This is a genomic window from Legionella quinlivanii, assembly GCF_900461555.1.
Taxonomy (GTDB): domain Bacteria; phylum Pseudomonadota; class Gammaproteobacteria; order Legionellales; family Legionellaceae; genus Legionella_C; species Legionella_C quinlivanii.
Genome location: NZ_UGOX01000001.1, coordinates 3,041,069 through 3,053,891, shown reverse-complemented (window position 1 = coordinate 3,053,891; position 12,823 = coordinate 3,041,069). Strand labels below are relative to the sequence as shown.

The window sequence follows — 12,823 nt, the reverse complement described above, 5'->3', positions numbered from 1 at the left end:
TGATAGATGGTCACAAAATTTAACCATCCTATAAGAGCCTACGTACCCCGCTTTATGCGGGGTATCCATGAAAATGGTAGTGCGTTTTAAAATGCTTTTTCCAAACAGAAGCGGTATGTAGGAGCAGACCAAGCCGCAGTATATAAGACTGTGTGACCTCGCTTATTCCAAATCTTTCCTTAAAACCTCACTGGTGATAATAATTTCTCCCATTAAAGTACGATGTACAGGACAGCGCTCTGCTATTTCTTCAAGACGCCGAACCTGTTCATCGGTTAAGGGGCCGCTGATTTGCAGTTGTTTAAAAATGTGATCCAGCACTTTGTTTTTATTCTCAAAATCCTCGCAATCGCGAATATGTTCTTTTTTATGGTTTAAGCGAACGCTGACATGCTGCAGGGGGATTTGCTTATGATCTGCATAAAGACGCAAGGTCATACTGGTACAGGCACCCAGGGCCATTAATAAATAATCATAGGGTCCGGGTCCCGTATTTTTTCCGCCGGACTCAATGGGTTCGTCTGCAATAAGCTGCTGTCCCTGCCAATCAATAATCTGCTGAAATTTACTTTGATGGCTTTCACTGACAATGACCTGATTCTGGTTGTCAACCAATTGGGGTTCATTCTCAATGTTCACCCAACGCATACTCCACCCGGCTATCATGCGGGCCAGAAAATCGGCATCCTTTTGCTGTGTAACCAGATGATCGGCGTCACCGAGCGACAAGAAACTCTTGGGATGTTTGGCGGCTTTAAAAATTTGCTCGGCATGTTCAATAGATACAGTGGTGTCGACAGGGGAATGACAGACTAAAAGAGCCGCCTTGTTCTTTGCCAGACGCTCCACACAATGATATTGTGCCAAATCATTCAGAAACTGCCGGGTCAGCGTGAGCTTGCGCCCGCCCAAAAGGACATCGGCCTGTCCATTCTTTTCGATTTCACTGATTTTGTCATTAAAATTATGAACGACATGGGCTGCATAGGCTGGAGCACCGATCGTTATAACGACCTTGATATCCGGTAATTGGTTAAGGGCTGCAAGAACGGCCGCTCCACCAAGGCTATGTCCAATTAATATCTGGGGAGTATGAAATTCCTGACCGAGGAAATGAAAGGCGGCAATCAAATCATCGAGGTTGCTGGTGAAATTTGATTCGCTGAAATTGCCTTCGCTTTGTCCAAGACCGGCAAAGTCAAAACGCAGCACATTAATGCCCTGTTGTGCCAATGCTTTGCTAACTCTGACGGCGGCCAAAGAACTTTTGGTACAGGTAAAGCAATGCGCATAAATCGCATAAGTTTTACTGGCTATGAGAGGCTGTTCAAGGATACCTTTAAGACGTATTCCATTTTTATTGATAAATGAAACAGGCTTGCTTGCTGTAACCAGATTCATCATATTCTCCTCTCCAGGCGCTTAAGATAAGCGCTTTAAACTATTTGCGTACACGCCACAGCGAATCCACGAAATAGCCTTTTGAATCCATGTAATTCTTCACAATTTCAAAACCGCTGTTTTCTGCAAAAATCTCAAGTTGATCAATCAGATATTTATAAGAATATTCCACATGGATAGGCTCGTATTCGTAAAAGCTAAAAGAACGGTTTAAAGCATCGACAGGAATGGATTGCTTTTTTCGGCTGAGCAGATAACTTTCCATGGCTCCGGAATAGACATTGTAAGTGGCATAATGCTGAAATTGATCGAGGTCAAAATGGCCGCCCAGTTCCCTATTCATACGATTTAACAAATTCAGATTGAAATGGCGGGTGATCAGATCACTGTCGTTATAGGCCTTGTTTAAAATGTTGATATCTTTTCTAAGATCGAAGCCAATAAGCAGATAGTCATCATTTTGCAGATCGCTTGCAATATTCTTTAGAAAAACCTGGGTATCATCCTGATTAAAGTTACCAATACTGGAGCCTAGAAAAAGAACTACATTTCGACGTTTAGAGCGTTGGCTAAGCCAGTGCAGGCCGCTGAAATAATCTGAATTCAAAGCGATCAGTTTTAATTTGGGCAAATCGTGATTGAATTGTTTTACAATCTGATTAAGATAGCGTCTTGAAATATCGATAGTAAAATAAGTGAAATCCAGGGATCTCTGCAGAAATTCATTAATAAATATTCGCGACTTGATTCCTTCACCGGGGCCAAGTTCTATCAGATTAAAACTGCTTTCTCCAAAAATGTCGGCGAATTCCCGCTTGTTGTCTTCGAGAATTTCAAGTTCACATTTGGTCAGATAGTAATCAGGATGCCGCGTTATCTGATTAAATAACTCGCTGCCTTTCTCATCATAGAAATATTTGGAGGAAATGTACTTCTTTTTACTGGAGAGTCCTCTTTCGACATCACGCATAAATTCCTGTCGATCATTCTGCGGGTATTTTCCATCACTTATCGTCTTTATCTGTAAATTTGCATTCATTTTTTATCCTTTTTATTAGTTTGAATCGACAAATTTTCTTCATCCCGGGCCAGACGAATCCCGCTGAATGCCCAGCGTTTATCTGGTTGAAAAAAATTTCGATAAGTAGTGCGGATATGAGCCGCAGGCGTTGCACAACTTCCCCCGCGCAAGACTCGTTGGTTATTCATAAATTTGCCATTGTATTCACCCAGTGAACCTTCAAGTGATTTGTATCCGGGATAAGCGCTATAAGAGCTGGCAGTCCATTCCCAGAGATCGCCAAAAAGCTGATAGACGTTCCCCTTATTTGGCTGAGAGCAGGGCAGTGGATGAAAAATTCCTTTTTCCATAAAGTTTTCACTTCCTGTTCCCATTAAATAATGACTTGCAAAATGTTCCCACTCTTCCTCAGTGGGCAATCGGCAGCCTCTCCATCTCGCATAAGCCTCTGCTTCGTAGAAACTGATATGCGCCACTGGTTCTTCCGGGACCAGCTCGCTTAAACCGGACAATCCAAAAATGAACCACTGATTGTCTATTTTATGCCAGTAAAGAGGCGAACGAATTTGCTGCTGTTGAAGCCAATCCCAACCATCAGACAACCACCATTGGGGTTCCTGATAGGCATTGGCCTCAATAAATTCCAGATATTCAGCATTGGTAACCAGTCGATTGGCGAGTGCATAGGGTGTTAATATCTTACGGTGTCGCGGCAGTTCATTATCAAAACAAAACTTGCCTCCTTCGTGGCCAATTTCTGCGATGGTGCCGGCTACTTCCATAAATTTTAAAGCAAGCGGCTCTGCTGTTTTCAACAAGGCTCGTTGCGGCTTATAAACAGGAAATAATGGATTCACGGAAAAATTATATTTAATGTCCATGAGCAATAATTCCTGATGCTGCTGCTCATGATGCAAACCCAGGGTAATCAGTGCGGTGACGCGTTCCAGTTGTTCCTCAGGCAGGCGGTCAAGCATTTCGAGAATTCGCTGATCAATAGCCCTGCGGTATCCAAAAATTTCATTCACTGTCGGGCGGGCAAGCAACCCGCGTTTGGGACGGGGAAAAGGATGGCCAACCCCTTGATAATAGGAGTTAAATAAAAATCCAAAATCATTCTGAAACAGAGTGTAGTCAGGCACGAACGATTTAAGAATAAAGGTTTCAAAAAACCAGGAGGTATGTGCCAAATGCCATTTGGGCGGGCTGACATCTTCAATTGCCTGAATCACATAGTCTTCGGTAACCAGGGGTTCGCAGATAATTTCTGTCTGATAGCGAATAGTCTGATAACTATTTTTAAGCTGTGCCCGATCCATTTTCTAATCCTTCTCAGGAGGATATCACTCATTAATCGATAATGCTTATGCCTTTCCAGAAAGCGATATAATTCTTTATCCTGTTGGCTGCCTCTTTCGGCTCCGGATAATACCAGGCCGCCGCCGGGTTAGTTTTGCCATCTACCGTAACATCATAGTAATGAGCAACTCCCTTCCAGGGACATGTTGAAGTATGGGGACTGTCTGTTAGAAATTCCTGGTGTACCGAATCCAAGGGAAAATAGAAATTTCCTTCCACACGCTCACACTGATTACTTTCAGCAATTATTGTGCCATTCCATATTGCCTTGGTCATTTTCTTACCCTCTCTGGCAGTTTCAGGCGCTTGCAGCCTGCCAAGGAAGCTGGCTGTCAGAAAAATGGCTGCTTGTTTCTCAAGTATAGCCGTGTTTTGTACGGACTGTGGGAAAACTTTTTGAGTCCACTGATTTGATAAATTTTATTGGGGTAATTCACCTAAAACCTTCTCTTCATCAGAGATATTAAGGTACAATTTTTCAATAATCGATTGCTCTTTGCCTCATGCAACTTAAACAATTAAAACTGGCCGGTTTCAAATCTTTCGTAGATCCAACCGTAATTCCATTCCCAAGTCAGCTTGTCGCTGTCGTCGGGCCTAATGGTTGCGGAAAATCCAATGTCATCGATGCGGTGCGTTGGGTAATGGGTGAAAGCGCTGCAAAAAACCTGCGCGGTGAATCGATGACCGATGTTATTTTCAATGGCTCATCAACCCGAAAAGCAGTAGGCCAGGCTTCGGTTGAACTGGTATTTGATAACAGCATGGGCCGTTTGACGGGTCAATACGCCAGTTATCAGGAAATTTCAGTCAAGCGCCTAATCACCCGTGACGGCGATTCCTCCTATTTTTTAAACGGAACCCGCTGCCGCCGCCGCGATATTACCGATATTTTTTTGGGAACCGGTGCGGGTGCCCGCGGTTACTCAATCATTGGCCAGGGAACTATTTCCAAAATTATTGAAGCCAGACCGGAGGAGTTACGCGCCTTTCTGGAGGAGGCCGCGGGGATTTCCAAATACAAGGAAAGACGGCGGGAAACTGTGCTAAGAATCGGTCATACCCGCGAAAATCTCTTACGCGTCGCTGATGTCCGTGAAGAGTTGGGCAAGCAATTGCAGCGCCTCGAACGTCAGGCAAAAACCGCCGCGCGTTATCAAGAGTTAGTGGAGCAGGAAAAGCGGTGCAAAGCCGAAATTCTGGCTTTAAAATGGGATGCACTAATTAAAGAACAGGAACAAACCCGCAAAAATCTCGCTCAGTTACTCATTAGCTATGAACAGCATCAAACGCAATCCACGACTGCCTATCGGGTATGTACGGAAATGCGTGAGAGTCTGTACCAAAAAAATCAGCAATTTCAATTGCTGCAAGAGCAGTTTTATCAGCTTGCTACTGAAATAGCCCGTCTGGAAGAAAGCCGTGAACAGCAACACCGCGAAAAACAACGTCTGCAAAGCGATCAACAGCAATTACAGAATGACTGGCAGACGGTTTGCGAGCAATTACAACTGGATGCTGAAACCCTGGCATCCAGCGAGCTTAATCAAAAAGAACTGGACGTCAAACTGGATAGATTACGCCATGAGCTGAATGAATGTACCCAAGCTTATCAATCGCTGCAGGAAGAATTTGCCGTCTGGCAGAATACCGCCGGTGAAGTAAGCATCCATTTAAACAAACTCTCACGTGACAGCCAGCTTGAGCAACTACGCCTGCAGCATATTCAGCAGCGAACGCAGGAATGCCAAATCAGGCTGGAAAAAATTACTATTGAAAAGCAGCAGCTTTCCCCTATAGAAGGGTTTGATGAGCAATTCAATGGATTGCAGGATGCCCTGTGTGAAGCAGCAGAGCAATGTGAACAGGCTGAAACACAGAGCCAGCTTCTTGTGGCCGATATTCAGGCATTGAAGCGCCTGGCGAATGAAACTGAAAGCAGTCTTCGTCAGCAACAAAGCCGTTCCCATCAGTTAAATGTAGAGCAGGCCAGTCTCAGTGCTGCCCTGCACAATCGGGTTAACCAGCAGCATACAATCCCGGAACCCTGGTCAGCCAGGTCCCGCCTTATTGAAAAAATGCAGGTGGAAGAAGGCTGGGAATATGCGATTGAGTTAATTCTGGGACTGGGTATGCATGCAGTCGTTGTGGACGATATCAGCGAGTTAATGTCGGCACTAAGCGAGCAGCAAATCACCGGGGGGACGTTCACCACCGCGGCCCGCACTGCACAGGTTAAACAGGAGATTCCCTGTCTTGCCGATAAAATTCAGGGTGTAATTCCTGAATCCCCGGTTAATCTGAGACGAATTTTTGCCGCCGCAGATTTGGAGCAGGCTCGAGCATGGCTGCCGAGACTTAAGTCCGAAGAGTCGGTGATTACTCCGCAAGGGATCTGGATGGCACAAGCTTGGCTGCAGGTCATTTTGCCGCAAGAGCAATCCGGTGAGAGCTTGCTGGTCAAGCAGCAGCAATTAAATCACTGCCGTGAAAAACTGGCCGAATGCGAAGGGGTACTGGAGGTACTTCAGGCTCAATTGGAAGAAGTTCGCGAGCAGATTCAGAATAAAGAGTTCGAGCTTGAGAACTGGCAGGATAATCGTCGGCAGCGGCAGGATCAGCAAAGACAGCTGAAAGCGGAAATAGACGCGCTGGAACGACAGATTGCGCATCAGAAACAAATACGCCACCGTATTGACGAGGAGACGGATGAGCTGTATCAGCAGCTCGAAGAGTTAAATCTGGAAAAAGAAGAGGTTCAGAGCAAACTCAGTCTCACCCGGCAGGATTTGCAGCGTTATGAGCAGGAACACGCACGTTTTAATGCTGAAAAGCAGATCTGGGATGAGCATAGCAGGGCGCGCCGCCAGTCCCTGGACGACTGCCGCAGCCGCATTCATCAGATAGAATTGCAGCGTGAGAGAGAGGCGCTGATTAATAAGCAGCTGAGTGCCAACATTCAGCGAGAGGAGGTCAGGCAGCAGACTATCGGGGAGCGTCTGGAAAAAATCGCACAGCGCTTGTTTGAGCTTGAAACACCTGATAGCAGCAGGACCAATTCACTGGATGCCAAACTGGCTCAGCATCAGGAGCTGGAGGATGTGCTTTGCCAGTACAGGGAGGCAATTGACAGTTTAAACCAAAGCTTATCTCATCAGGAATCACTTTACAAAGCGGAGGAGTCTGCCGCCAAAACCCTGCAGGATAAAACGCAGCAGGAACAGTTACAGCTGCAGACCTTGACGGTTCGGATTGATACTGTTCTGGAAAATCTTCATGAATTAAATGTGAATCCTCAGAGCATTTTGAATGAAATCCCCGAGGAAAGTACTTGGGCATTATGTGAACAACAGCTGCAGGAAATTGTGGACAAAATTGGCCGGCTTGGTGCTATCAATCTTGCCGCTATCGAAGAATACGAAACCGAAGCACAGCGGAAATTGTATCTTGACGAACAGCACAACGATTTGACAGAGGCACTGTCGACGCTTGAAGCAGCTATTGAGAAAATGGATAAAGAAACCCGGCAGCGTTTACAAATTACCTTTGATGAGGTGAATTCGCGCTTTCAAAGTCTTTTCCCACGCCTTTTTGGTGGAGGACGAGCCTTTCTTGAATTAACCTGTGATAATCTTCTGGAAGCGGGAATTATGGTAATGGCTCAGCCTCCGGGCAAACGCAACAGTACAATTCACCTGTTATCAGGCGGTGAAAAGGCTATGACAGCTGTTGCTCTGGTATTTGCCATATTTCAATTAAATCCTTCACCCTTTTGTATGTTGGACGAAGTGGATGCGCCGCTCGATGATGTGAATGTCGGAAGATTTTGTGCTTTGGTTAAAGAAATGTCACAATTCGTGCAATTTCTGTTTATTACTCACAATAAGATCGCAATGGAGTTGGCGGATCACTTAATTGGTGTCACTATGAGGGAACCCGGTGTATCGCGAGTGGTCACTGTCGATGTTGAGCAAGCTTTAGTAATGACCGAATCATAATTTATAAAAATCAAATGTCTGGGAAGGTGAGTTAAACCTTGAAGACGAATTAATAGGAGTCAAACATGCAGGCAAACTGGAGTCTGATTCTCAATGTGGTGTTACTCATTGGGGTGGTAATCGCAATCGGGCGATTAATGAAAGCCAGGCGGCAAAGTTTCAGTACGGCGGTGAATCAGCAGGCGAAGCCAACTTTAGGAGCCGCGGCAGCTGAAAACCGTTCATTCGATGACATTATCGCTGTACGAAAATTGACTCAGGAAAATGCATCCTCGCCTGAAGTGAATGAGGAGCCCGAAATCAGAAAGCATCCAGTTCGTGATGTCAAAACACCTGTAGTAAGAGCGGTCGTAGAAGAAAAAAAACAGCCGAGGGTTAAACCTGGAAAAATGATCATGTTATTTTTACAGGCTAAGGAAAATCGCCAGCTGGCTGGCTATGAGCTGTTACAGACAGTGCTGGCTGCGGGGCTGCGTTTTGGAGAAGGCCAGCTATTCCACCGCCATCAGCAAGCCAATGGTCAGGGAGCGGTTCTTTGCAGTCTGGCTGCGGCAACTGCAACGGGGGTATTTGATTTGCAGAATATCGGTGCGTTCAGCGTAAAAGGTCTGTGTCTTTTTATGCAGACTTCCGGCGAGCCAGAGGTGGATGCCGAACGAATCAGAGCCATGTTTGAAACTGCGAGATTATTAAGTGAGGGCCTGGATGCGCGTTTACTGGATGATCAGCAGCGAGTTTTAAACGAAGAAGGTATGGCAAGGTATTATCAAATGCTTAATATTCCGGAAGAGGAAAGAGATTTGATTGAACTTGCCCACTAGCTTTTGAACTGAGCAGAATTAAAAACCCAAAATGAAGCAATTCCGGAAGGACGAGAGTTCATGAAATTAGAAGAAATTACAAAGATACTGGGATGCCCTGAATTCGCAGGTGAAATTCAGCGGATTGTGATTGATAGCCGGCAGGTAAAAAAGGGCGATTTATTTGTCGCTTTACAGGGTGAACGCCTTAATGGTTATGAATTTATTCTGGACGCCCAGGCGAATGGCGCGGCGGCCGTTATTTGTGAGCAAAAGCATCCACAGGCGAATATACCCCAGATTCTGGTGGACAATTCTCTAACGGCAATGACTGAACTGGCCAAAGCCCACCGCCAGAGTATTGATTGTCCGGTGATTGCCCTGACAGGAAGCAATGGTAAAACAACCGTCAAGGAAATGATTGCATCGATTTTACCCAAGCCCTCCCATGCAACCTTTGGCAATCTGAATAACCATATTGGCGCACCGCTCAGTGTCCTGCAGTTAAGCAAAGCGCATCGCTATGCAGTATTTGAACTGGGTGCGAATCATCCGGGAGAGATTGCTCATACGGTTGCCATAGTCAAACCGCAAATTGCTTTAATTAATAACATTGCTCCGGCACATATCGAGGGCTTCGGCTCTATTGATGGAGTAGCCCGTGCCAAGGGAGAAATTTACGAGGGCTTGTCCGAAGATGGCACTGCTGTTGTTAATCAGGATGATCATTATGCCCATTTCTGGGATGGACTATTTACCGACAGAAAAGTCCTGCGTTTTGGATTACACACTGGCGATGTTCATGCCCGGGAAATTACTTATGATGATAAGGGATGTGCCTCATTTACTCTGATATTACCTAATGGAAGTGAGAAAATTCATCTTCAGGTTCCTGGAGAGCATTCTATTCGCAATGCGCTGGCAGCTTCCAGTTGTACTTATGCTGCCGGTATTAGTTCTGGAGATATTGCCAATGGCCTCAATAGCTTTTCAGGTGTAAAAGGCAGGATGACTTATTTGACCGGTAAAAATAATTCCATTGTCATTGATGATACCTATAATGCAAATCTTCGCTCCGTATTAACGGCTGTCGATGTGCTGTCGAAGCGGCAGGGCAAGCGCATTTTAGTTTTGGGTGATATGGGTGAACTGGGTGCCTGGACACAAAAACATCATGAAGAAATTGGTCAGGCTGCTTTGTCTCACGGCATCGATTTACTCCTGACCTGTGGCCGGCAAAGCGAATTCACCAGCAAGGCATTTGGTCAGGCTGCCAGACATTACACCAGCCAGGACGCCCTGGCCCAGGATTTACTGCCGCAATTGGACAGCAGCACGACAGTATTAGTAAAGGGCTCTCGATCGGCTGCGATGGAGAATATTGTTCACCAATTAGTGGCTTGATGGCGGACCGTATTGCGGGCACTGCCACTAAAAAGTTAAGGAAATTTTGTAGGTTTGGGCCCTTGGCCTAATGACGCTGCCTTAAGGCTTAAACCCATACTCCTACGTCCCTCGGCTTGTCCGAGGGATCCAGGAATCTCATGCCAGGATTGGATCTCTGGATCCCTCGGACAAGCCGAGGGACGTAGATAAATAGGTTAAGGCAGCGCCATTAGGCCAAGGGCCCAACCTGCATGTCATTGCAGAATTCCTTTAAATTAATGGCAGTGTAGCTCAGAGCAGGCTACAAATTGAAGCTTGCTTTGTGGTATTCTTGCCCGGTTTTGCGTTTGTATTTTGCTGGAAAAAAACAACTGGCAGAAAAAGTATTTAAATATTAATTATTTTTGAGGAATTCCCAACATGCTTTACTGGTTAACGCAGCTTATACAGGGACAGTATCATGCGTTCAGAGTGTTTCAATATTTGACCTTCCGCTCAATTCTTGCGGCACTCACGGCTCTTTTAGTAAGCCTGTTTTGCGGTCCATTAATGATTCGCTGGCTTCGCAATTTGCAGATGGGGCAAGTGGTGCGTAATGACGGTCCGCAAACTCATTTGTCAAAGGCAGGAACGCCCACTATGGGGGGCGTACTGATTCTTGTGGGGATTACTGCCAGCAGCTTATTATGGGGCGATTTACATCAACCCGCCTTGTGGCTGGTTCTGCTGGTAACACTGGGCTTTGGTGCGGTAGGCTGGATTGACGATTATCGTAAAGTTGTTCGTAAAAACAGCAGGGGGTTGCCAGGGCGTTGGAAATATTTCTGGCAATCGGTAATCGCAATCCTGGCCGTACTTTATTTATACCTCAATGCCAACTTGCCGGTACATACCCAGCTCACTATCCCTTTCTTCAAAAATCTGATAGTCAATCTGGGACCGCTATTCCCGATACTGGCTTATTTTGTTATCGTTGGTAGCAGTAATGCGGTGAATCTGACCGATGGACTGGATGGTCTGGCCATCGTGCCTATTATAATGGTTGCTGGAGCGCTTGGTGTATTTGCCTATGCCAGCAGTAATGCGGTGTATGCTCATTATCTGTCTATCCCCTTTGTACCTGACACTGGCGAGCTGACTATCTTCTGCTCAGCGGTTTTGGGCGCTGGGCTTGGCTTTCTCTGGTACAACACCTATCCGGCTCAGGTGTTTATGGGCGATGTGGGTTCGCTGGCATTGGGAGCTGCCTTGGGAACGGTTGCCGTAGTGGTTAGACAAGAGCTGGTTCTCCTGATCATGGGCGGACTGTTTGTATTGGAAACCATGTCGGTCATTTTGCAGGTGGGATATTTTAAATATACCGGCGGCAAACGCTTGTTCCGTATGGCGCCTCTGCATCATCATTTTGAGTTGAAAGGCTGGTCGGAACCTAAGGTTATCGTTCGTTTCTGGATTATGACAATAATCTTCGTTCTTTGTGGTTTGGCTACATTAAAGTTACGATAGGAAAATTATGAATCAATCATTGTACCTGGTTGCCGGTCTGGGAAAAACAGGGCGTTCAATAGCAGGCTATCTACATCGTCGTAATTTACCTTTTGTGGTATTTGATACCCGCAGAGAGCCTGCTGGTCTAAGTGAATTCAGAACTGATTTTCCGGGAGTTGATATTTTCCTGGGGCAGTTTCCAGATGAAATTTATGATCAATTAAAAGAAATCATTGCCAGCCCTGGCATTTCTCTGGATGAGCCTTTTCTGCAAAAAGCGATTGAAAAAAAAATTCCGGTCATTGGTGATATTGAATGCCTGGCGCGAGAAATACAAGCTCCGGTTATCGCAATTACCGGCACTAACGGCAAATCTACTGTAACCACCCTAGTGGGCGAGATGGCCAAAAAAGCTGGTTTGTCTGTGGCGGTTGCAGGCAACATCGGCCTGCCTGTACTGGATTTACTGGATGATAAACAGCACTATGATCTTTGGATTCTGGAACTTTCAAGCTTCCAGCTTGATTTAATCTACAGTTTGTCTCCGGTTGCCGCCACCATATTAAACATCACCCCCGATCATTTGGACAGACATCACAGCATCGAAGCTTATCGGTTTTCCAAACAGCGCATTTATCGCAATGCCGGGCTCTGTGTGTATAATCGCGATGACTGGCAAACCACACCGATTGAGCAAGAGGCCGCTCATAAAGCAATCAGCTTTGGTTTTAGTCAGCCTACAGCTGGACAATGGGGAATTATTCGCCATGCAGAAATGAACAGCCTGGCCTTTGAGGAAAATTGCATTATTTCAGTAAACGATATCCTGATTAAGGGCAAGCATAATTGGCAAAATTCACTTGCTGCCTGTGCTTTAGCAACCGCCGCAGGAATCGATACGCAAAGTATTCGTGATGTGTTAACCCAATTCGCGGGACTTCCTCATCGTTGCCAGTGGGTGAGAGCGCTGGATGGGGTTGACTGGATTAATGACTCGAAAGGAACCAACATTGGAGCGGCCATATCAGCGATATCAGGGATCGGCGGTGCCATGCAGGGACGAATTGTTCTGATAGCCGGTGGTTTGGGGAAAGGGGCTGATTTTAATGAGTTGCGTACTCCTGTGAGCGAATATGTGCGTTCGGTTGTATTAATTGGAAAAGATGCTGACCAGATTGAAGCCGCATTGACCGGAGTCGTTCCGGTGTTAAGAGCATCAAATCTTGATAATGCCGTAGCACTGGCCAGAGACGAAGCAAAACCGGGAGATGTAGTGCTGCTTTCTCCTGCCTGTGCGAGTATGGATATGTTTAGAGATTTTAATCATCGGGGTGAGGTGTTCAGCGAAGCAGTCAGAAGGTTATAACTAT

Annotated in this window: 9 protein-coding genes; 5 read left to right on the top strand and 4 right to left on the bottom strand. The window is 45.9% G+C overall.

Going from position 1 to position 12,823, the window contains the following annotated elements; genetic code table 11:
* Positions 1–162 precede the first annotated feature (162 nt).
* From DYH61_RS13085 to DYH61_RS13070, 4 genes are read right to left on the bottom strand one after another with little or no spacing between them, the layout of a single operon-like run.
* Positions 163–1,404 carry a bifunctional alpha/beta hydrolase/OsmC family protein gene (locus DYH61_RS13085; RefSeq protein ID WP_200823619.1) on the bottom strand — a complete coding sequence of 414 codons (1,242 nt, stop codon included), beginning with the start codon at positions 1,402–1,404 and terminating at the stop codon, positions 163–165.
* A gap of 37 nt (positions 1,405–1,441) precedes the next feature.
* The gene (egtD, locus tag DYH61_RS13080) at positions 1,442–2,440 is read right to left on the bottom strand and encodes an L-histidine N(alpha)-methyltransferase (RefSeq protein WP_058507266.1); all 999 of its coding nucleotides are present in this window, start codon (positions 2,438–2,440) and stop codon (positions 1,442–1,444) included.
* The gene (gene egtB, locus DYH61_RS13075) at positions 2,437–3,741 is read right to left on the bottom strand and encodes an ergothioneine biosynthesis protein EgtB (RefSeq protein WP_058507267.1); all 1,305 of its coding nucleotides are present in this window, start codon (positions 3,739–3,741) and stop codon (positions 2,437–2,439) included. Before egtB ends, egtD begins: the two co-directional genes overlap by 4 nt.
* Before the next feature lie 31 nt (positions 3,742–3,772).
* Positions 3,773–4,057, bottom strand: coding sequence for a DUF427 domain-containing protein (locus DYH61_RS13070; protein WP_058507268.1), 285 nt, complete (start codon positions 4,055–4,057; stop codon positions 3,773–3,775).
* 227 nt (positions 4,058–4,284) lie between these two features.
* Here DYH61_RS13070 and smc point away from each other — a divergent pair, with 227 nt between their 5' ends.
* The 5 genes from smc (at position 4,285) to murD (ending at position 12,819) form a co-directional block, all read left to right on the top strand.
* Positions 4,285–7,779, top strand: coding sequence for a chromosome segregation protein SMC (smc, locus tag DYH61_RS13065; protein ID WP_058507269.1), 3,495 nt, complete (start codon positions 4,285–4,287; stop codon positions 7,777–7,779).
* Positions 7,780–7,844: 65 nt separating this feature from the next.
* The gene (locus tag DYH61_RS13060) at positions 7,845–8,600 is read left to right on the top strand and encodes a cell division protein ZipA C-terminal FtsZ-binding domain-containing protein (RefSeq protein ID WP_058507270.1); all 756 of its coding nucleotides are present in this window, start codon (positions 7,845–7,847) and stop codon (positions 8,598–8,600) included.
* A gap of 60 nt (positions 8,601–8,660) precedes the next feature.
* Complete coding sequence (locus tag DYH61_RS13055) at positions 8,661–9,983, top strand: UDP-N-acetylmuramoyl-tripeptide--D-alanyl-D-alanine ligase (RefSeq protein ID WP_058507271.1); 1,323 nt, start codon at positions 8,661–8,663, stop codon at positions 9,981–9,983.
* A 402-nt stretch (positions 9,984–10,385) separates the two neighbouring features.
* Positions 10,386–11,471 carry a phospho-N-acetylmuramoyl-pentapeptide-transferase gene (mraY, locus tag DYH61_RS13050; protein ID WP_058506299.1) on the top strand — a complete coding sequence of 362 codons (1,086 nt, stop codon included), beginning with the start codon at positions 10,386–10,388 and terminating at the stop codon, positions 11,469–11,471.
* A gap of 7 nt (positions 11,472–11,478) precedes the next feature.
* Positions 11,479–12,819 (top strand): UDP-N-acetylmuramoyl-L-alanine--D-glutamate ligase, encoded by a 1,341-nt coding sequence (gene murD / locus DYH61_RS13045; protein WP_058506298.1) that lies wholly within the window; start codon positions 11,479–11,481, stop codon positions 12,817–12,819.
* The last annotated feature ends 4 nt before the right edge of the window (positions 12,820–12,823 follow it).

Excerpts from the sequence above, each read along its gene's own strand:
- DYH61_RS13085 (WP_200823619.1), bottom strand. The coding sequence starts at position 1,404 with ATGATGAATCTGGTTACAGCAAGCAAGCCTGTTTCATTTATCAATAAA.
- egtD (WP_058507266.1), bottom strand. The coding sequence starts at position 2,440 with ATGAATGCAAATTTACAGATAAAGACGATAAGTGATGGAAAATACCCG.
- egtB (WP_058507267.1), bottom strand. The coding sequence starts at position 3,741 with ATGGATCGGGCACAGCTTAAAAATAGTTATCAGACTATTCGCTATCAG.
- DYH61_RS13070 (WP_058507268.1), bottom strand. The coding sequence starts at position 4,057 with ATGACCAAGGCAATATGGAATGGCACAATAATTGCTGAAAGTAATCAG.
- smc (WP_058507269.1), top strand. The coding sequence starts at position 4,285 with ATGCAACTTAAACAATTAAAACTGGCCGGTTTCAAATCTTTCGTAGAT.
- DYH61_RS13060 (WP_058507270.1), top strand. The coding sequence starts at position 7,845 with ATGCAGGCAAACTGGAGTCTGATTCTCAATGTGGTGTTACTCATTGGG.
- DYH61_RS13055 (WP_058507271.1), top strand. The coding sequence starts at position 8,661 with ATGAAATTAGAAGAAATTACAAAGATACTGGGATGCCCTGAATTCGCA.
- mraY (WP_058506299.1), top strand. The coding sequence starts at position 10,386 with ATGCTTTACTGGTTAACGCAGCTTATACAGGGACAGTATCATGCGTTC.
- murD (WP_058506298.1), top strand. The coding sequence starts at position 11,479 with ATGAATCAATCATTGTACCTGGTTGCCGGTCTGGGAAAAACAGGGCGT.